General features: G+C 70.6%; 16 protein-coding genes. 5 read left to right on the plus strand and 11 right to left on the minus strand.

What is annotated here, in order from left to right:
* Nucleotides 1-8 precede the first annotated feature (8 nt).
* Nucleotides 9-938 carry a uroporphyrinogen decarboxylase/cobalamine-independent methonine synthase family protein gene (locus EHW97_RS08105; RefSeq protein ID WP_124236668.1) on the minus strand — a complete coding sequence of 310 codons (930 nt, stop codon included), beginning with the start codon at nucleotides 936-938 and terminating at the stop codon, nucleotides 9-11.
* A gap of 157 nt (nucleotides 939-1095) precedes the next feature.
* Between EHW97_RS08105 and EHW97_RS08110 the strand changes: the two genes are divergently transcribed.
* Complete coding sequence (locus tag EHW97_RS08110) at nucleotides 1096-1623, plus strand: GNAT family N-acetyltransferase (RefSeq protein ID WP_208001956.1); 528 nt, start codon at nucleotides 1096-1098, stop codon at nucleotides 1621-1623.
* Between the two features lie 9 nt (nucleotides 1624-1632).
* On the opposite strand, the gene mnmA is transcribed toward EHW97_RS08110, so the two are convergent.
* Nucleotides 1633-2730 carry a tRNA 2-thiouridine(34) synthase MnmA gene (gene mnmA / locus EHW97_RS08115; RefSeq protein ID WP_124236670.1) on the minus strand — a complete coding sequence of 366 codons (1098 nt, stop codon included), beginning with the start codon at nucleotides 2728-2730 and terminating at the stop codon, nucleotides 1633-1635.
* Entirely contained in the window at nucleotides 2727-3923 is a 1197-nt protein-coding gene (locus EHW97_RS08120; protein ID WP_124236671.1) for a cysteine desulfurase family protein, read from the minus strand. The genes mnmA and EHW97_RS08120 overlap by 4 nt, the downstream gene beginning before the upstream one ends.
* A gap of 164 nt (nucleotides 3924-4087) precedes the next feature.
* Between EHW97_RS08120 and EHW97_RS08125 the strand changes: the two genes are divergently transcribed.
* Nucleotides 4088-4489 carry a hypothetical protein gene (locus tag EHW97_RS08125; protein ID WP_124236672.1) on the plus strand — a complete coding sequence of 134 codons (402 nt, stop codon included), beginning with the start codon at nucleotides 4088-4090 and terminating at the stop codon, nucleotides 4487-4489.
* Between the two features lie 169 nt (nucleotides 4490-4658).
* Here the strand turns inward: EHW97_RS08125 and EHW97_RS08130 are convergent, their stop codons facing one another.
* Genes EHW97_RS08130 through EHW97_RS08155 form a run of 6 tightly spaced genes read right to left on the minus strand, consistent with a single transcriptional unit; the run spans nucleotide 4659 to nucleotide 11701 of the window.
* Nucleotides 4659-5774: a cysteine desulfurase family protein gene (locus EHW97_RS08130; RefSeq protein WP_124236673.1), complete on the minus strand. Its 1116-nt coding sequence runs from the start codon at nucleotides 5772-5774 to the stop codon at nucleotides 4659-4661.
* Complete coding sequence (gene nadC, locus EHW97_RS08135) at nucleotides 5771-6613, minus strand: carboxylating nicotinate-nucleotide diphosphorylase (RefSeq protein WP_124236674.1); 843 nt, start codon at nucleotides 6611-6613, stop codon at nucleotides 5771-5773. Before nadC ends, EHW97_RS08130 begins: the two co-directional genes overlap by 4 nt.
* Nucleotides 6613-8118, minus strand: coding sequence for an L-aspartate oxidase (gene nadB, locus EHW97_RS08140; RefSeq protein WP_124236675.1), 1506 nt, complete (start codon nucleotides 8116-8118; stop codon nucleotides 6613-6615). The genes nadC and nadB overlap by 1 nt, the downstream gene beginning before the upstream one ends.
* A gap of 12 nt (nucleotides 8119-8130) precedes the next feature.
* The gene (gene nadA / locus EHW97_RS08145) at nucleotides 8131-9390 is read right to left on the minus strand and encodes a quinolinate synthase NadA (RefSeq protein WP_124236676.1); all 1260 of its coding nucleotides are present in this window, start codon (nucleotides 9388-9390) and stop codon (nucleotides 8131-8133) included.
* Nucleotides 9387-10079, minus strand: coding sequence for an NUDIX hydrolase (locus EHW97_RS08150; RefSeq protein ID WP_124236677.1), 693 nt, complete (start codon nucleotides 10077-10079; stop codon nucleotides 9387-9389). Before EHW97_RS08150 ends, nadA begins: the two co-directional genes overlap by 4 nt.
* Nucleotides 10080-10138: 59 nt before the next feature.
* Nucleotides 10139-11701: a PucR family transcriptional regulator gene (locus EHW97_RS08155; RefSeq protein WP_124236678.1), complete on the minus strand. Its 1563-nt coding sequence runs from the start codon at nucleotides 11699-11701 to the stop codon at nucleotides 10139-10141.
* A gap of 139 nt (nucleotides 11702-11840) precedes the next feature.
* Between EHW97_RS08155 and EHW97_RS08160 the strand changes: the two genes are divergently transcribed.
* The 3 genes from EHW97_RS08160 (at nucleotide 11841) to EHW97_RS08170 (ending at nucleotide 14860) form a co-directional block, all read left to right on the plus strand.
* On the plus strand, nucleotides 11841-12302 hold the full coding sequence (locus EHW97_RS08160; protein WP_124236679.1) for a nucleoside deaminase: 462 nt from the start codon (nucleotides 11841-11843) through the stop codon (nucleotides 12300-12302).
* A gap of 2 nt (nucleotides 12303-12304) precedes the next feature.
* Nucleotides 12305-13624 (plus strand): cytosine permease, encoded by a 1320-nt coding sequence (codB, locus tag EHW97_RS08165; protein ID WP_124236680.1) that lies wholly within the window; start codon nucleotides 12305-12307, stop codon nucleotides 13622-13624.
* Nucleotides 13625-13702: 78 nt separating this feature from the next.
* Complete coding sequence (locus EHW97_RS08170; RefSeq protein ID WP_124236681.1) at nucleotides 13703-14860, plus strand: GNAT family N-acetyltransferase; 1158 nt, start codon at nucleotides 13703-13705, stop codon at nucleotides 14858-14860.
* A 92-nt stretch (nucleotides 14861-14952) separates the two neighbouring features.
* Here the strand turns inward: EHW97_RS08170 and EHW97_RS08175 are convergent, their stop codons facing one another.
* Together EHW97_RS08175 and EHW97_RS08180 are read right to left on the minus strand one after the other, a co-directional pair.
* Nucleotides 14953-18366 (minus strand): error-prone DNA polymerase, encoded by a 3414-nt coding sequence (locus EHW97_RS08175; protein ID WP_124236682.1) that lies wholly within the window; start codon nucleotides 18364-18366, stop codon nucleotides 14953-14955.
* 31 nt (nucleotides 18367-18397) lie between these two features.
* Complete coding sequence (locus tag EHW97_RS08180) at nucleotides 18398-19918, minus strand: DNA polymerase Y family protein (RefSeq protein ID WP_124236683.1); 1521 nt, start codon at nucleotides 19916-19918, stop codon at nucleotides 18398-18400.

The raw sequence follows: 19918 nt of genomic DNA on the forward strand, positions 1-19918 counted from the left end.
GACCAGGGTCAGAAGCGTCCAGCGACGCGCTGTGCGCGGGCAAGAGCGCTGCGGGCTTCCGCCGGCGTGCTCCCGGCCAGACCGCACGGCGGAGTGACGACAGAGCGGCCCGCATAGGACGGCGGCTCGTAACCGAGCCGGCGCATGAACGTCTCGACGGCGGGCTCATCCAAGGAACCGAACCACAGGTCCACGCCCTGCTCGATCGCCTCGGCCCAGACGTCCTCAGGCCGGGCGAGCGAGAGGTCGAACCCGATCGCCGTGAAGCCCGCTCCGGCGAGCAGCGACACGGGCACCTGCTCAGCGCAGCAATGCACGATAGGCGTCGCTCCGGCGTCGTCGGCAGCCTCGACGACCGGTCGCAGCAGCGCGTCCGCCTCGGGCGGGTGGACGACGCGGTACCGGCCGAACCCGCTCGACGTGGGGACCGATCCCGACAGCACGGCCGAGATGCCCGGTTCGTCGATCTGGAGGATGAGCTCGCGTCCGGGGAAGCGTCGCCGAAGATCAGCGAGGTGCTCACGCACCCCCTCGGCGAGGGCCTCGGCCAGATCGCGCCGCGCACCGTGGTCGGCGAGCACACGCTCCCCGCGCGGGAGCGCGACCGCAGCGGCGAGCGTGAGCGGACCGGTCAGCTGGTGCTTAACCGCACCGTCGTACTCCTGGAGGTGCTCCTCCATCACGTCGAGATCCTGCGCGAGCAGCGAGGTGGCGCGGCGATGGTCGATGCCGTCGCCGAGCGCCAGGCGCCAGCCCGCCGGCTGGAGGTCGACCGCGAGTTCGGAGACCACGCCGAGGGTCCGTCCGATCATGCCGGCCTGCGCACCGCGCGACGGCAGCTCCGGCACGAACACGAGATCGGACAACTCACCGCTGACGACCTTCAGCGTCTCGAGGTAGTCCTCCCCCGGCATCGAACCCACCCCAGTCGCACGCATAGGCCGATTCTCCCAGCTCTCCCTCGCCCGCCCGCCCGGGGACGCCGAGTGGTGCAGATTCGCGGTCCGACCCCGGCCGTCGTCGCGCATTCGCACCACTCGCGGACAGGTCTGCACCACTCGCGGAGCGGCGATGCGTGCTCGCTACGCTCGCTGCGTGACGATCCGGCGCGCTGAACCTGCGGACCTGTCCGAACTGGCTGCCCTCGCGGCCCTGACCTTCCCGCTCGCGTGTCCCCCGCACCTCTCGCAGGCCGACATGGACGCGTTCGTCGCCGAGCACCTGTCCGCCGAACGCTTCGCCGACTATCTCGCCGATGCCGGCCGCGCGGTGTTCGTGGCCGAGGACGCGGGGCGACTCACCGGCTACACGATGGCCGTCACCGGCGAGCCGTACGACCCGGACCTGGCCCGCCTCGTCCGGCACCGCCCCACGGTCGAGCTGAGCAAGTGCTATGCCGATCCGGCGGCGCACGGCACGGGCACCGCCGCGGCACTCCTCACGCACACGATCGACTGGGCCGCCGCCGAGGGCGCGGCCAGCGTGTGGCTCGGCGTGAACGGGCTGAATCAGCGCGCCCAGCGCTTCTACGCCAAGCACGGCTTCGCGGTCGTCGGCGAGCGCCGCTTCCAGGTCGGTGAGCGGGTCGAGGACGACCTCGTGCTCGAGAAGCCGCTCGCCTGACGGACGGCGTCAGGACCGGGCTGCGGCGATGCGCTCGGTGCGGCTGATCGTGCCGGAACCGACGACGCGAGTGCCGTCGTAGATCACGCACGCCTGGCCGGGGGCGATGCCGTCGGCCGGATCGAGCAAGTCCACGCGCAGCCGCTCGTCGTCGAGCACGGTGACCCGGGCCCGATGCTCGGCTCCGTGAGCTCGCAGCTGCACCGTGCACTCGAGTGTCTCGGTCGGTGCCGCGCCGCACCACAACGGACGGACGCACTCCAGCGTGTCGACGAGGAGGTGCTCGCGAGGGCCGACGGTGACGGTGCCGCTCACCGGTTCGATGTCGAGGACGAAGCGAGGCTTGCCGTCGTCGGCCGGCACGCCGAGCCGCAGTCCCCGGCGCTGACCGATGGTGAACTGGTAGGCGCCGTCGTGCTCGCGCAGCACGCGCCCGTCCTCGTCGACGATCCGCCCCGGCTTGGGACCGAGCTTCTCGCTGAGCCATCCGGCGTTGTCGCCGTCGGCGATGAAACAGATGTCGTGGCTGTCGGGCTTATGCGCGACCTGGAGGCCGCGCCGCTCCGCCTCGGCGCGGACGACGTCCTTCGTGTCGCCGCCGAGCGGGAACAGCGAACGCTGCAACTGCTCCTGGGTCAGCACGCCCAGCACGTACGACTGGTCCTTGCCGTGATCGAGCGCCCGGTGCATCTCGATGGTCCCGTCCGCAGCGGTGCGCAGCTGGGCGTAGTGCCCCGTCGCCACGGCGTCGAAGCCGAGCGCGAGGGCACGGTCGAGGACGGCGGCGAACTTGATCTTCTCGTTGCAGCGCAGGCAGGGATTGGGGGTGCGACCGGCGGTGTACTCGGCGATGAAGTCCTCGACGACCTCGTCGGCGAACTCGTCGCTCATGTCCCACACGTAGAACGGGATGCCGATCGCGTCTGCGGCACGACGAGCATCGCCGGCGTCCTCGATCGAGCAGCACCCGCGCGCTCCGGAGCGGTACGAGCGCGGATTGCGGCTCAACGCGAGATGCACGCCGGTGACGTCGTGTCCGGCCTCCACCGCGCGAGCGGCGGCCACTGCCGAGTCGACTCCGCCCGACATGGCGGCGATGACCCTCATCGCGTCCCTCCGCGCACCAGCCGCGCGGCTCGCGCGCGTTCGTGGACGGCGGGAAGCACCTCGAGGACGCGGTCGACGTCGGCGTCGGTCGAGGAATGACCGAGGCTGAAGCGCAGCGATCCGCGCGCGGCGACCTCGTCGAAGCCCATGGCAAGTAGCACGTGGCTCGGCTGCGGCACTCCGGCCGCGCACGCCGACCCGGTCGACACCTCGACGCCCTGCGCGTCGAAGAGCATCAGCATCGCATCGCCTTCGCAGCCGGGGAACGTCACGTGGGCGATGTTGGGCAGGCGGTGATCCTGCCCGGCGTGCGGATCGCCGTTCACGACGGCATCGGGCACGATCCGGGTGATCCCGTCGACGAGCCGCTGGCGCAACCGCTCGATGCGGTCCGCCTGCTCAGCCTGACGCGCGACGGTCAGGTCGAGCGCCGTGGCGAACGCGGCGATCAGCGCGACGCCGACGGTTCCGGACCGCAGGTCGCGCTCCTGCCCCCCGCCGTGCAGCAGCGGCGTGGGGGCGACGTCGCGCTTGATGACGAGGGCGCCGACGCCCACCGGTCCGCCGAGCTTGTGCGCGGTGACGGTCATGGCATCGAGTTCGCTGCCGGCGAAGTCCAGCGGCACGTAACCCGCCGCCTGCACGGCGTCAGAGTGCACGGGGATGCCGTGCCGACCTGCGAGCTCGACCACCTCGCGGATCGGCTGGATCGTGCCCATCTCGTTGTTCGCCCACATCGTGGTGAGCACCGTGATGTCGTCGGGGTTCTGCTCGACCGACGCGTGCAACGCATCGAGCTGGATGCGACCCTGCCGGTCGACCGGGGTCACGTCGATGCGGGCGCCCTCGTGAGCGGCAAGCCAGGTGACCGGGTCCAGCAGCGCGTGGTGCTCGATGGAGCTGAAGAGGATGCGCTGGCGTTCTGGCGAGCGACGCGCCCAGAACAGTCCCTTGATGGCCAGGTTGTTGGCCTCGGTGCCGCCGGACGTGAACACGACCTCGGAGGGACGGGCGCCCAGCCGCTCCGCGATCAGTTCGCGCGACTCCTCCACGACCCGGCGAGCGGCGCGTCCGGAGGCGTGCAATGAGGAGGCGTTGCCCACGCGTCCCAGCTCGCGTGACATCACCTCGACGGCCTCGGGCAGCATCGGGGTGGTCGCGGCGTGATCGAGATACGAACGGGCGGCGTCCATGGCGTTTCCAGCGTACGTCACCGACCCGCAGCAACCGGAACAGGCGCGGACGCCTCGGCCGCTGGCGAGGGAGCACTCGCCCAGGCGACTTCTTCCGGTGCCGTCAGCAAACCGAGGACGCCGTCCGCTCCTGGTAGCCTCGACGGGAACTTCCGGGGGTGAGGATGCCTGAGCACAGAACCGTCGCCGGTACGTCGCTCGCGGTGTGGTGGACGACGGTGTCGATCATCGTCCTCTCCGCGTGCGGCCTCTGGCAGGCACCGTACGAGGAACAGACGGCCTGCTCGGTTCCCGCGTCGACGGCTGAGAAGGTCATGGGGACGAATCGCTTCACGGCGACGAGCCCCGAACTCGAGGACGCGCCCCTCGCGGAGCCCGATCCCGCACGGCGCGAGCCCAGCCTCCCAGCGTGCCGCATCCACACCGACGACGCATCGCTGCTGATTCTCGCTCGCCTGTACTCAGACGACGTCACCGAGGACCGCGCGGCCTTCGTCTCTGATCAGGACGGTGCCTTCGAGCTCGCTTCAGGACAGGCACATGTCAATGCGCGCGGCGGCACGTGAGTGTGCGGCAACGTGTTCGTCAACGCCGCCTTCGAGGAACCCTTCGACGCCGATCCGGCCGACATGCGCGCTGCTCTCGAAGCCCTCGCCGACACCGTCGGCTGCTTCGACTTCGACGACCGACCGTGACTCGCCGACGCGGGCGGTGACGCCGAACGAACGTGACGCGTCAGACCGTCGCCGCGTGACGCAACGCGTCCACGGTTGCCGCCAACTCCTCGTCGCTGACACCCGTTCCGAAGGTGAACCGCACGGCGGTCTGCGCGACGGCAGGCTCATAACCCATCGCGGTCAGCACGTGGCTCGGCTCGTCCTCACCCGCCGCGCAGGCCGAGCCGCTGGAGCAGTAGATCCCGCGTTGCTCGAGGTCGAGCAGGATCGACTCGCCGCTGCGGCCGGGGAAGACGAACGAGGCGTTGCCGGGCAGCCGCCGACTCAGGTGACCGGTGAGCCGGGCCGTGGGGACGGCGGAAAGCACCTCCGCCACGAACCGGTCGCGACGCGACGACAGCGCTGACATCGACGCGGAATCGGCATTCGTCTCGAGCGCGACCGCCATCGCGACCGCGGCGGCGACGTTCTCCGTGCCCGAACGACGTCCTCGCTGCTGTCCGCCCCCGTGGACGAGCGGCTCGAACGGCACCCTGCGCCGAAGATAGAGCGCACCGATGCCTTTGGGAGTTCCGATCTTGTGCCCGGCGAGACTCATCGCCTGCACGCCGAGTCGCTCGACATCGAGATCGAGGGATCCGGCAGCCTGCACGGCGTCGGTGTGGAACGGGACCTGATGCTCCGCGGCCACCTCGGCGAGGGCCGCGATGTCCTGGACCGTGCCCACCTCGTTGTTCGCGTACTGGATGCTCACGAGCGTCGTGTCCGGCCGGATGAGTTCGCGCAGGGACTGCGGCGACACCACGCCCTCGCGATCGACCGGGATCTCCTCGAGCTCGAAGCCCCACCGCTTCAGCCAACCCGCGGACTCGAGCACCGCCGGATGCTCGACGGCGCTGACCAGCACGTGCCGGCCCCGTGGCGCCGCGAGCGCGACGCCTTTGATGGCCGCGTTGTCGGCCTCGGTGCCGCCCGACGTGAACACGATCTCCGAGGGCCGGGCCCCGAGGCGGGCGGCCACCCTCGCCCGGGCATCCTCCAGCGCGCGGGCGGCGAGCTTGCCCGGCTCGTGCTGGCTGGCCGGATTGGCGAACTGCTGCGTGAGGTACGGCCACATCGCCTCGAGAACCTCGCGGCGGACCGGAGCTGTGGCCGCCTCGTCGAGGTAGCTCACTGCCGCACCCGGACGTCGAGCCCGAGATCGAGGGCGCGGACGCCGTGGGTCAGCGCGCCGACGCTGATGACGTCGACGCCGGTCTTCGCGATGTCGCCGATGGTGTCGAGCGTGACGCCGCCGCTCGCCTCGACGATGGCTCGACCGGCCACCAGCTCGACGCCACGACGCAAGTCGTCGAGCGAGAAGTTGTCCAGCATGATCGTGTCGACGCCGCCCTTCAGCACCGGCTCGATCTGGTCCAGCCGGTCCACCTCGACCTCGATATGCGTGGTGTGCGGAAGTGCAGCCCGCGCAGCACGGATCGCCTCGGTGATGTCGTCGACGAGGGCCAGGTGGTTGTCCTTGGCCATCACCGCGTCCGACAGCGAGAACCGGTGATTGTGCCCACCGCCGCAGCGCACGGCGTGACGCTCGAGGACGCGCAGGCCGGGCGTCGTCTTGCGCGTGTCCACCACGCGCGCACGGGTGCCTTCGACGGCGCCCACGTACTGCGCCGTCAGCGTCGCGATGCCGCTCATCCGCTGCGTGAGGTTGAGCGCGACCCGCTCGGCCCGCAGGACCGAACGGGCGGAACCCTCGACCGACGCGAGCACGTCACCGGCGGCGAAGCGCTCCCCTTCATCCCACAGCCCATGCACCTCGACCGTGCCGTCGAGGGCCGTCATCGCGACCGCGAACACCTCTCCGCCGCTGAACACGCCCGGCTCGCGTGCGACGAGATCGGCGCGAGCCACCGCGTCCGCGGGGATGAACGCCTGCGAGGTGAGGTCGCCGAACGGCGCGTCCTCCTCCAGCGCGAGGCGGACGACGCGGTCGATGTGGTCAGGGGTGAGCATCAGGCCTCCCAACGCACGAACGAGTGCCGAACCGATCGTGCGACATCCGGGGCGTCGGTACGCCAGTGAGCACCACGCGACTCCTCGCGGGCGAGCGCGGCGGCAGCGACCGCGCGTGCGACGAGGAGCAGGTTGGCGTCCTCGGCGGACTTCACATCCGTGGGGCTCGCCACCTGCCAGGTGGTGAGGGTCTGCAGGGCGCGGTCGAGCAGGGCGCCCTCGCGCTCGAGGCCGAGCGCCTCCCAGGCGAGCTGCTGGATGTCATCGCGACCGCACCACCGGTCGGCACCGGCGGCGCGGAGCACGATCGGCTCCTCACCCGACGTCAGGGTCGGCGTTGACGACGCGCTTTGCTCGATGAGGCCGTCGACCACGCGGCGGCCGAAGACCGCACCTTCCAGCAACGAGTTCGAGGCGAGGCGGTTGGCTCCGTGCAGCCCCGTCCACGCGACCTCGCCGACGGCCAGCAGACCGGGCACGCTCGTGCGTCCCCACAGATCCGTGGCGACGCCTCCCATGACGTAGTGGGCGGCGGGGGTGACGGGCACCGGTTCCACGGACCAGTCGATTCCCCGACCGCGGACCGTCGCGTCGATCGTGGGGAACCGACGGGCGAGGAAGTCGGCGCCGAGAGCCGTCGCATCCAGATGGACGGGCGCTCCGTTCTGCACCGCCATCTGGCGGGCGATGGCCCGGGCGACGACGTCACGGGGAGCCAGCTCGGCGTCGGGGTGGACGTCGAGCATGAAGCGGTGACCGTGCACGTCCCGCAGGACGGCGCCCTCCCCTCGCACCGCCTCCGAGACGAGGACGTTGCCGCCGACGGCGAGCGAGGTGGGGTGGAATTGCACGAATTCGACGTCGGCGAGGACCGCGCCCGCGCGAAGTGCGAGGGCGAGACCGTCGCCGGTCGCCACCGCGGGGTTGGTCGTGTACGGGTACAGATGTCCGGCGCCCCCGGTGGCGAGGACGACGGCGTCGGTGTCGAGTTGCTCGCCGTCGAGGAGGTGCACACCGTGCACCCGGCCGTCCCGCACGAGCAGGTCGGCGACCATCGTGTGCTCGCGGACGTCGATTCCTGCCTCGAGCGCGCGGGCGACGAGCGCGCCGACGATGGCCGCGCCCGTGGCGTCGCCGTCCGCATGCAGGATGCGGGCACGCGAGTGCGCGGCTTCCAGACCGCGGGCGAGCCGGCCGTCGCTGACGTCGAAACGCACGCCCGCCGCGATGAGCTCGGCGACGGTCTCCGTCCCCGCGGCGCAGACTGCTTCGGCGGACGTCGGTTCGCTCAGACCCGCACCCGCGCGCAGGGTGTCGGCGACGTGGCTGCTGACCGAGTCGTCGTCAGCGGTCACGGCCGCGATCCCGCCTTGCGCATAGCGCGTGTTGCTCTCGGTGAGCAGCGACTTGGTGATCACCGTGACGTCGAGGCCACGCGCGTGGGCCGCGAGGGCCGCGGTGAGTCCCGCCACCCCGCTCCCCACCACGATGAGACGCTCGGTCATGTCATCCTCCGCTCAGCGCGGCTTGGCCGCCAGCATGCGTTCCAGAGCGACTTTGGCGTCGCGCGCGACGTCCTCGTCCACGCTGATCTGGTTGCGGACCTCACCGTCCACGAGGCCGTCGAGCACCCACGCGAGATACCCGGGGTGAATCCGGTACATCGTCGAGCACGGGCACACCACCGGGTCGAGGCAGAAGATCGTCCGATCGGGGTACTGCGCCGCGAGCCGGTTCACGAGGTTGATCTCGGTGCCGATGGCGATGACGTCGCCGGGCTCGCTGGCCTCGACGAAGGTCCGGATCGCGTCCGTGGAACCGGCGGCGTCGGCCGCATCGACGACGGGCTTGGGGCACTCCGGGTGCACGATCACCTTGCAGCCCTCGTACTGTGCGCGCGCCTGCTCGATCTGCTCCACGGTGAAGCGCTTGTGCACGGAGCAGAAGCCGTGCCAGAGCAGCACCTTCGCATCGCGCAGCGTCTCCTCGGTCTGCCCCAGCCCGGGCTTGTGGACATTGATCATGGGGATCTGCTCGAGCGGGATGCCCATCGCCGACGCCGTGTTGCGTCCCAGGTGCTGGTCGGGGAAGAACAACACGCGCTGAGCCCGTTCGAACGCCCACTCGAGGACCGTCGCGGCGTTCGAGGACGTGCACACGATGCCACCGTGCCGCCCGCAGAAGGCCTTCAGCGCCGCCGACGAGTTCATGTAGGTGACCGGCATCAACGGCATCCGCCCCTCGGCGTCCGGCTCGGTGCCGTACAGCTCGACGAGCTCCTCCCACGCCGTCTCGACCGCGTCCTCGTCGGCCATATCGGCCATCGAGCAGCCGGCCGCGAGGTTCGGCAGGATGACGCGCTGCTCGGTTCCGGCGAGGATGTCCGCCGTCTCAGCCATGAAGTGCACGCCGCAGAACACGATCGACTCGGCCTCCGGACGCGTCAGCGCAGCGTTGGCCAACTGGAACGAGTCGCCCACGAAGTCGGCGTACTGCACGACCTCGTCGCGCTGGTAGAAGTGCCCCAGGATCACGAGCTTGTCGCCCAGCGTCGCCTTGGCGGACCGGATGCGCGCGTGCAGCTCCTCGTCGCTCATCCGCTGGTAGGCCGCAGGAAGCTGGCCGGGGCGCACCACCGGCAGCGGGTTCGCGTCCGAGCTGGACGCGCCCGGACCGTAGCCGGGCATCGCGTCGAACTCCCACGGTCCCTTGGCCAGCTCGACGTCGCAGCTCTGCGACGGGCTGCCTTCGATCCGGTCGGTGACGGACAGAGTCATGCTGTCTCCTCGATGGTGAGGGTGGCGCGCGGGCGCGCCAGGTTGGATCGGTAGAGCGCAGGGGGTCGGTGACTGGTGCCGGTGAGGTGGCGACCGGTCGGCTCGACAGTGCCTTGGGCGAGGATCTGGCGACGGAAATTGGCCGGGTCGAGCCGTCGTCCGAGCACCGCCTCGTAGACCTCGCGCAGCTGGGCGAGCGTGAACTCGTCGGTGAGAAAGGCGTGGGCGATCGGCGAGTAGGTGATCTTGGCGCGCAGCCGGTCGAGCGCGTACCGCACGATCACGTCGTGGTCGAAGGCCAACCCGCGCACCTCGTCCGCCGGGAACCACTCGACGTTCTCCCCGTCGATGGCCTGTGCGTCCTCGTCCGGACGTACGAGAGTCCAGTACACGATCGAGACGACGCGATCGCCTGGGGACCTGTCCACGTCACCGAAGGCGTAGAGCTGCTCGAGGTAGCGAGGGGCGAGACCGGTGGTCCGCGCCAAGGTCGCGCGCGCGGAGGCGGCGAGGTCCTGGTCGTCCTCCAGCGGGCCGCCGGGCAGAGCCCACAGGCCCTCGTAGGGCTCGCGGATGCGACGGACGAGCGGGAGCCACACCGTCGGCCGTCCCGTTCGGAGGTGGGGACGCAGGGCGAACACCACGGTCGAGACGGCCAACGAGAGCCGCTGCTGGGTGGTGTCGGACATGAGCCACTTCCTTAAGGTGCTTCCGACACTATGCACCCGGGCTTTTTGTCACGTCAACCCTAAGTCCGGAGCGTGATCGACTCCGGCGTTTCAGGAGTCGCTCCGAAGCCTGATTGCGGGTCCAGGCCCGTGCGCATACGCCACGCCACCAGAGCGAGCGACAGCGCCGCGACGTGGTCGCTGCGGTTCAGGTCCACGCCGAGGAGCCGTTCGATGCGCGCGAGCCGGGCGTACAGCGATTGGCGGCGGATGCCCAGCAGGTCGGCGGCCTCGCGCTTCGAGCCGCGGCATGCCACGAACGCGTCCAACGTCCTGACGAGCTGCGACGCGTGCGCGCGGTCATGGTCGATCAGTTCACCCATCTGCTCCGTCACGAAATCGCTCACGGCAGCCGAGTCGACGCGGGCCAGGAGCCGCTGAAGCCCCACATCGCGTTGCAGGAGGGTGCCCGTCTGCTGACCGATCGTGCGGGCGAAACGGACGACCTCACGGGCGCTGCGAATCGCGTCGGACAGGTCGCCAGGCTCGGTGACCGGCCGCCCGAAACCGAGCAGTGGCGCACTCGCGCGGAGCGTCGCCAGCCGGGACGCCACCTCTGCCGCATGCTCCCGTAGCCGGTGCGGTGCCGGAGCGCCCCGGCCGAGCACGACGACATGCGTGCTGATCGACCCCACCAGCACCCTGCCCCAGGTCGGTGCGAACGCCTCCTCGGCGGCGGCCACCTCGTCGACGATCGGCCGGCGCGGATCGGCGTCGACGACGGCGACCGTCGCGCCCTGCCACCGTTCCCCGGCGGCCCAGCCGGCCTCCGTCAGGCGACGGAGAACGTCGCCGGACGAGAGCAAGGTCCCGGCGGCCAGGTCCGCGACGAGCGACTGCGCCAGCGAAGGACGCGCGACGGCGCCCGTGTAGCGCGACAACTCCAACGCCACCGCGACGGCGCCCCGTTCGGCGACCGCTTGACGGTGCCGCGTCTGCTGCCCGCGCAGGATGAGCGTTCCCAGCGGCCCGGTGGCGCCACGGACCTGCGCGGCGACGTGCTGCGTCGCAGAGACGGTGGACGAGATCCGGCTACGTTCGACGAGTTGGCCTTCGAGGCCGAGGAACTCGACCTCGCAACCGGCGGAGCGGGAGACGGCGTCCAGGAGCGATCGCAGGCCCTCCCCCGCGAGCACGACGGCCAGCAGGTCGTCCCACGAGTGCTCCCCGTAACGGTAAGCCCCGAGTTTGCGTTGCAGGACCAGATCGTGAAAGTCCTCCACCATCCGCTCGAACGGCACGACGGAGTGCAGCGTCACGAACACGAGGCCCTGTCGTCGCGCCTCGTCGAGCATCGAGTCGGGGACGGAGAAGAACGAACGGCCCATTTCCATCACCACGGCGACGCACCCCGCCTCGGCGACCTCTCGCACGTACGACGCCAGTTGTTCCGACGTCCGTCCGTGCAGGCCGAGGCCGCTGGTGAGCAGCACCTCGCCCCCGGCCAGCAACGAGCCCATCTCGAAGACCTCGGACGAGTGCACCCACCGCACCATGGCCCTTTCCGGGTCCCCGGTGTGCACGACCGGATCGGCAGCGCGGAACGCCGGCATCTGGAGCACTTCGGCGAGCGGGATCAGCATCGAGACCTCCTGGTACGACCGCAGGCCGAACGCGATGTCAGGCAGATCGGCCGTGGATGGGGACAGTATGTCCCTTTACCGTCGCGGCTGGACATGGTGCAGTGGCGTACATCACATCCTTTCTGTTCAGGAGCACTCCATGACCATCCAGCAGTCACACCGCACGTTCCTCGACCTGGCCATCGAGCAGGCCCAGATCGGCTGGGACGAGGGCGGCATCCCGATCGGGGCAGCGCTCGTGCGTGGCGACGAGGTCCTCGCCGTCGGACGCAACCGCCGGGTGCAGATGGACAGCGCGATCCGTCACGGCGAGACCGACTGCATCGAGAACGCGGGCCGGCTCCCCGCCAGCGTCTATCGCGAGTGCGTTCTCTACACGACGTTGTCGCCCTGCACGATGTGCGCAGGGACCGCGGTGCTCTACGGCATTCCCCGCATCGTCATCGGCGAGAACCGCAACTTCGAGGCCTCGGAGGCCTGGCTGCGCTCCAACGGCGTCGAGGTCGAGGTCGTGGACGACCCGGCATGCCGCGCCCTCATGGACCGCATGATCGCCGAGCGCCCGCAGCTGTGGGCCGAGGACATCGGCGAGGAGGCCTGAGCATGGTGAGACGCGACGACTCCCCCGCCACCGGGGTCGATACCGGCGTCGAGGCCGAGGCCATCGACCCCGACTACCCGGTCACGCCGGTTCCCGCCCACGCCCGGAAGACCTTCTTCTCGCTCGCGGTCGTCCTGCTGGGGTTCACGGTCTTCACACCGACGATGCTCGCCGGCGCGGCCCTCGGCACCGCCTTCAGCTTCGGCGATCTCCTGCTCGTCGTCCTCGTGGGATCGTTGATCCTCGCCGGGTACGTCTGCGCACTCGGCTACATCGGCGCGCGCACCGGGCTGACCACCGTCGTCATGGCGCGGTACACGCTCGGCACACGGGGATCGAAGCTCGCGTCGATCCTGCTCGGCGGGACCCAGATCGGGTGGTACGGCGTCATCATCGGCACGATCGGCACCTTGACGGCGCAGGCGTTCTCCTGGGACTCGTACGCGGCTGAAGCCGCGGTGATGATCGCCGCAAGCGTCCTCATGTGCCTGACCGCGTGCTACGGCTACCGCGGCATGTACTGGGTCTCGCTCATCTCCACGCCCCTCATCCTCATCCTCGCCTTCTGGGTGGTCGCGCGATCGCTCGAGGAAGTGGGCGGATGGTCCGGGCTCGCGAGCGCAGAACCGGCGGCATCGATGACGTCGGCGATCGCGATCACGACGGTGGTGGGCACCTTCGTGTCGGCGGGCACGCAAGCGCCGAACTGGACCCGCTTCGCCCGGACCGGCCGACACGCGATCCTCGCGTGCATCGTGGGCTTCCTCATCGGCAACGCCCTGATGATCCTGTTCGGCGCCATCGGCGCGATCACCTTCGGCGAGGGCGACTTCGTGCTCGTGCTCTACCAGCTCGGACTCGTGGGCTGGGGCCTGCTGCTGTTGTTCGGCAACCTCTGGAAGAGCAACGCCGACACCGCCTACGCGTTCGGCGTCGCGGGAGCGGAGCTGTTCGAGAAGCCGAGCAAGACGCCGTTCGTCATCGGCGGATCGGTCATCGGCACTGTGCTGGCGCTCGTCGGTATGCACCATCACCTCGAGGGCTACCTCGTCATGCTGGGCATCTTCATCCCGCCGCTTGGCGGCGTCATCATCGGCGACTGGATCGCACGGTGGCGGGCCGGGATGCCCGAAGGCGCTTCCTTGCCGATGGTGAACGGCGTCAATCTCGCCGTGTACGCCGTGGCCAGCCTGCTGGCCTGGCTCTCCGATCACTGCGGCGTGGGCATCCCACCGCTGATCGGCATCGTCACCGCCATCGTCCTCGCCCTGGTCGCGAGCCGGGTGAGCGGCACGGCCCGCCCGAGGTCAGCGGCGTCGTAGCCAGTGTCGGCGCGCGGTGGGTGACGAGACCCGTCGCCCACCGCGCGCCACCTGGTGGTGTCACGACAGACTGAGCACATGACGGTGGACATTCGCCCGACGACCGAGGACGATCACGACCAGATCAAGGCGCTGCTGACCGAGGCGTTCGGCTCGTCCGACGGCACGACGTGGGAGGGACTGACTCGAGCAGGACAGGAACGCTGGGGCGCGTTCGTCGACGGCCGGTTGGTGGCCAGCATCAACCATCGCGCGTTCGCCTCGTGGTTCCGGGGCGTGGAGGTCCAGACGGCCGGCGTGACCGGCGTCGCGGTCGCCACCGAGTTCCGGGGCCAGCAGCTCCTCGCTCCGCTCATGGACGAGTTGCTGCGACACGCGCGCGGCCGCGGCGATCATGTGGCGACGCTCTTTGCCACCGCCAGCGGCATCTACCGCGCTCGCGGCTTTGCCCGCATTCTGCAGATCGCCAACGTCCAGCTGCCGCTCGCCTCACTCGCCCGCGTCCGGGGGAGCTTGTCGATGCGGCGAGCCACCGACGCGGACGAGCCGCTGCTGGACGATCTCTACACGCAGTGGGCGCGACGACACGACGGCCCGCTGACGCGACACGGCGAGGCCTTCGCCCGGCCGGCCCCGCACCTCAAGGACCTGAGCGGTATCACCATCGTCGAGAGTGATGACGGCCCTCGAGGTTATGTCGCCTGGAAACGCGGCCAGTCCGGAGACTGGGCCGATTCGGTCATCGAGGTGCCGGAGCTCATCGCGCTCGACGACGACGCCGCCCGCACCGCGCTGTCGGCCATCGCCAGTTTCGACTCTGTCGCCTCCCAGGTGCGGCTCTACACTCCGGGCGACGTGGACCCGATCCGTTGGCTGCTGCCGCAGAACGCGTGGTCGCCGCTCACCGATGCCGAGCCGTACATGCTGCGTGTGGTGGACCCGTCGGCCCTCGCCGTCTTGCCGGCACCTGCGGGCGTGACCGCGACGCTCCCGTTCACGGCGGACGGGCAAGGTTGGGTGGCGCACGTGGCGGACGGACGGACCGACGTCGAGCAGGACGCGGCCGCTCGGGGCCGACAGTTCGCCCTCGGCGGGCTCGCCGTGACCTTCGCCGGCGCCCTCCCCAGCCGCGGCCAGCGGGCCGTCGGCCTGCTGTCCGGCGACGACCGCGACGACGACCTGTGGGATCTCGTCTTCACGAGCGGTCGCCAGCTCGCCATCCGCGACTCGTTCTGAGGCCAGGTCGGTGAGCTGTCACGCACCGCGTGCGCGAGCGGTGAGTGATCACACACCTCGCGCCGAAAGTGCGGGACAGCTCACCGCCGGCATCAGCGGAAGTCGCGCGCTCGGTGCTTGGCGGGAAGCGCCGCAGCGGCCTGCGGATAGAGACTCTCGATGCGTTCGAGGGTCTCAGCTTTGAGGTTGACCGCACCGTCGCTGTGCTCGAGGACGCCCCGGATCACCACCCCCGCCGCGCCTCGCGCCACCCGCCGGTGCCGCTGCCAGACCGACTCGAACACCACGACGTTGAGCATGCCGGTCTCGTCCTCCAGATTGAGGAAGGTGACCCCGCCGGCCGTGTACGGGCGTTGCCGATGCGTGATGAGCCCCGCCACCCGGACGCGTCGCTGCGGCTCATGGGTGGCGAGCTCGCTCACCGCGAGGACGCCGTGCTCGCGCAGCAACGGCCGCAGGTGCTGCAGCGGGTGCTCGCCCGGTGAGATGCCCGTAGCCCACAGGTCCGCCGTGGTGACCTCGACCGCGCTCATGCCCGGCAGCATGTCCGGCGGCGGAGCATCGACACCGGAGCCTTCGAGGTGGTCCAGCCGATCGACGTACCCGGCGTTCCACAACGCCTGGCGACGGCTGAGACCGAAGCCGTCGAACGCCCCCGCCGTCGCGAGCGACTCCATCTGCGCCACCGACAACTCCGCCCGGCGCGCCACATCCGCCATGTTCCGGAACGGCCGTTCACGACGCGCCGCGACGATGCGTTCCGCGTCGGCCTCGCCGATCTGCTGCACGCTCGCCAGACCGAGACGGACCGCATGATGGCCGTCGCGCCGATGCTCGCCCAGCCGATGGTCCGCAGCCGGATCGAACGGCGGCACCTCGGGCTGGTCATGCTCGCGGCAGCTGTCGAGTCCGGTCGGGCCCGTCCTGCCGGCCGCGACAGCTTCGAGACCGGCCTGGGCCTGCGACAGCTGGATGTCCGGCCGTCGTACCTCGACACCGTGACGGCGCGCGTCGGCGACCAGGGACTGCGGGGAGTAGAACCCCATGGGCTGGGCGCGCAGCAGTCCGGCGAGGAACGCCGCCGGATAGTGCAGTTTGAGCCAGGAACTGGCGTAGACCAGCAGCGCGAAGCTGATCGCATGACTCTCGGCGAAACCGAAGTTGGCGAACGCCTGGATGCGCGCGTAGATGTCGTCGGCCAGCTGTCCGGTGATCCCGTGCTCGGCCATGCCCGCGTACAGCTTGGCTTCGAGCCGCTCGATCTTCTCGACGCCGCGCTTGGAGCCCATGGCCCTTCGCAGCAGATCCGCGTCATCGCCGGTGCACCCGCCGACCGCCATGGCGATCTGCATGAGCTGCTCCTGGAACAGCGGCACCCCCATCGTGCGCTCCAGGACCGGCTTCAGGGCCGGATGCAGATAGTCGACCTTCTCGGTGCCCAGCCGCCGGCGGATGTAGGGGTGGACCGCTCCGCCCTGGATCGGACCGGGCCGGATGAGCGCGATCTCGATGACGAGGTCATAGAAGCAGCGGGGACGCAACCGCGGCAACGTGCCGATCTGGGCGCGGCTCTCCACCTGGAAGACGCCGATGGAGTCGGCGCGGCACAGCATGTCGTAGACCGCGGCCTCCTCCTTCGGCAGCGTCGCGAGCTCCCACCGCTCCCCCGTGTGCGCCGCGATCAGATCGAAGGTGTGCTGCATCGCACCGAGCATGCCCAGACCGAGCAGGTCGAACTTGACCAGGCCCATCCAGGCGCAATCGTCCTTGTCCCACTGCAGGACCGTGCGGCCCTCCATGCGCGCCCGCTCGATCGGGACGACCTCCCCCACCGGCCGCGCCGTCAGCACCATGCCCCCGGAGTGGATGCCCAGATGCCGCGGGGCTCCGAGCGCTTGCCCGGCCAGCTCGATGACCGGCTGGGGCGGCGCGCCGGCGTCCTGCGGATCCTCCACCGTCACCTCGGACCACGAGTCGATCCGTTTGCTCCAGGCATCCTGCTGGCCCGGCGAGTACCCGAGCGCCTTGGCCATGTCGCGCACCGCCGACTTGGGCCGGTAGCTGATGACGTTGGCGACCTGCGCGGCGTTGCGGCGCCCGTAGCGTTCATAGACCCACTGGATGACCTCCTCACGACGATCGGAATCGAAATCGACATCGATGTCGGGCTCCTCGTCTCGAGTCGCGGACAGGAAGCGCTCGAACGGCAGACCGAACTTGATCGAGTCGACCGCCGTGATCCCCAGGGCGTAGCAGACCGCGGAGTTGGCCGCCGACCCTCGCCCCTGGCACAGGATGCCGCGGCTCTTCGCGTACTGGACGATGTCGTGGACGATGAGGAAATAGCCGGGGAAGTCCTTGGCCTCGATGACGGCGAGCTCGCGCTGCAGCCGTTCCTCGGCCTCCTCGCGATGGTGGGCGTAGAGCCGGTCAGCGCCCTGACGAACCAGCTCGCGCAGCCAGGTCATCGGAGTATGCCCCTCCGGGACGGGGAACCGCGGCAGGTCCGGCGAGGCTCGCCGCAGATCGAAACCGATCTCCTCGGCGATCAGCACCGAGCGTTCCACCGCCCCGGGATACCGGTCGAAGCGCTGGCGCATCTCGGCACCGGACCGCAGGTACCCCACCGACCCGAGCCAGCCGTGCATCTCGGCCAGGCTGCGTCGTGCCCGCACTGCGGCGAAGGCCTGGGCGAGGCGGACGTCGCGGGGCCGCGCCGCGTGGACGTTGCCGGTGGCCACGACAGGCAGCCCGTGCTCGCGAGCCAGCGCAGCGAGCGTGTCGTTGACGGCGCTGTCCTGCGGATAGCCGTGGTCGGTGAGTTCGACGACGACGTTGTCGGCGCCGAATCGTTCGACCAGGGCGACGAGCTCACGACCGGCCGCCGGGGCCCCGTGGTCCGCGAGCGCCTGACGGACCGCCCCCTTCCGGCATCCCGTCAGCACCACGACGCGGTCGCGCAGGTGGCCGGCGAGGGCGTCGAGGTCGTACAGCGGCCGGCCCTTCTCGTCCCCGGCGAGTTGCGCGTCGGTGATCGCCCCGGACAGCGCGTGGTAACCCTCGACGCCGCGGGCGAGGAGCAGCAGATGCGTGCCTTCGGGATCCGGACGGCCGTTCTGCGGCGAGGTGAGGCCGAGGGAGAGCTCGGCTCCGTAGACCGTCGACATCCCGTGCAGCGTCGCCGCCTCGGAGAACCGGGCAGCCCCGTAGAAGCCGTCATGGTCGGTGAGCGCCACCGCGGACAGCCCGAGACGCACCGCCTCCTCCACGATCTCCTCGGGTCCACTGGCCCCGTCGAGGAAACTGAAGTCGCTGTGACAGTGCAGCTCGGCGTACGGCACGACGTCCCCGGAAGGGCGTGCGAGGCCCTCCGGCGCGTCATAGGCGTCGCGCTTGCGCGACCAGGCGGGGCCGTCACCGCCGTCCGGTTCGTGCCGGTGCGGGACCCGGCCGGACAGCCGCGCCTCGAGCTCGCGCCACGAGATATCCGGGTTGTGCCATCCCATCGCTCTCCTCCTCCCTCGCTACGGGACCCGGTCAGTCGTAACGGGCCTCGGTCCACCAGTGGCCGTTCTCGACGCACATGAGCCAGGCGCTGCCGTCGACGCCGACGACCTGGAAGCGGGCGACCCGGCGCGCGGCGTGCTCGTCCCACCAGAGGTCGTCGATCGGCCAAGGGCCGGCCCAGGCCGCGACGGGCTGCCAGGCCTCGTCCGGACGAGGGCGGAACCGGGCGGGTTCTCCGGTCAGACCGCCGCGTCCGGTGACCACGACGCTCTGCCCCTCGGCGCCCACGACCTGCGCCGGCACCGGCTCGGGCAGGACACGGGCCGGGGCAGGAGCCGACGGGATCGCTCCGGGCCATGGCGCGTCCGTGGCCCGGACGCCGACCGGTCGATCGCCCCACGGCGCGGTCAGCTGGCGCTCGCGCGGATCCCGCCCACCCTGCACGCCCGCCGAACGCACCGCCTCGGGCCCGACGAGGCTCTGGACCCGGGCCACCCCCCGCTCCACCTGCTCGTCGACGCCGCCCCCGAACAGGCTCTCAGCGTGCTCGCCGAGGGTGGCGAGGGCTTCGGGGACGATGCGGACTTCGTCGACGGGGTGCGCGATCACCCCCGGCACCTGCAGCTGCCAGCGCACCCGGTCGATCAGATCAGCCGAGGAGAACCATCGCGGATGCCTCCAGGCACGCTCGTGGGCGAGAGCGCCGTCGGCATCGATCTCGATCCGCACGGCCGTGGCCACCTCACCGCGCCCGGCCAACGCGGCCACGAAGGACTCGGCCGCGGTGCGCAGGCTGAACGCGATCGCCTCGCTGCTGGTGAGCGGCGGCTCGAACACGGCGCGTCCGATGAGGTCGGGCGGCACCTCGCGACGGGCGACGAGACGGTGATCCTCGCCCCGGGCGAGCCGGTGGGCCATCGCACCGAGCGGACCGAAGCGGGTGTGGACGTCACGGGACGGCAACCGCGCGAAGTCGCCCAGGGTGCGCAGGCCGAGCCGCCGCAGCAGATCGACCATCTCGGCGTCGTCGAGCACGTCGAGCGGCAGTTCGCGGACGAAGTCGGGCGAGCCACCGGCCGGGACGACGAGCGCCTCCTGCACCGGTGCGCGACGAGCGGCCTGCTCAGCGGTGAAGAGATCGTCGGCGATGCCGCACCGCACGTCCCACAGCCCGTGCTCGACGAGCTGCTCGGTGATGACCGCTGCCGCCTCGATCTCACCGCCGTAGTAGCGCGCGGGGACGCCCAGCGCACACAGACCCGGACGCAACGGGGCCACGCCGGGGCTCAACGACTCGATGAGGGCGAGGATGGGCTCGAAGGCGCGGGCGTCGGCATCGGCGTCGTGGTCGCGGAGCACGAGTTCGGGGCAGCGCGCTTGGGCGTCGCGACGTCGCATGCCGCGACGCACCCCCTCCTCCCGCGCCCGGGGCGAGCAGGCCAGGACGGTGCCGCCCCGCTCCAGCACGGCCGTCGGGGTATCGGGCGGCAGGTCGGACAGCTGCGCCACGACCGGCCAGTCGGGGCACCAGAGCACCAGGATGCGCGCCAT

The organism is Aeromicrobium camelliae, assembly GCF_003850045.1.
Lineage (GTDB): Bacteria > Actinomycetota > Actinomycetes > Propionibacteriales > Nocardioidaceae > Aeromicrobium > Aeromicrobium camelliae.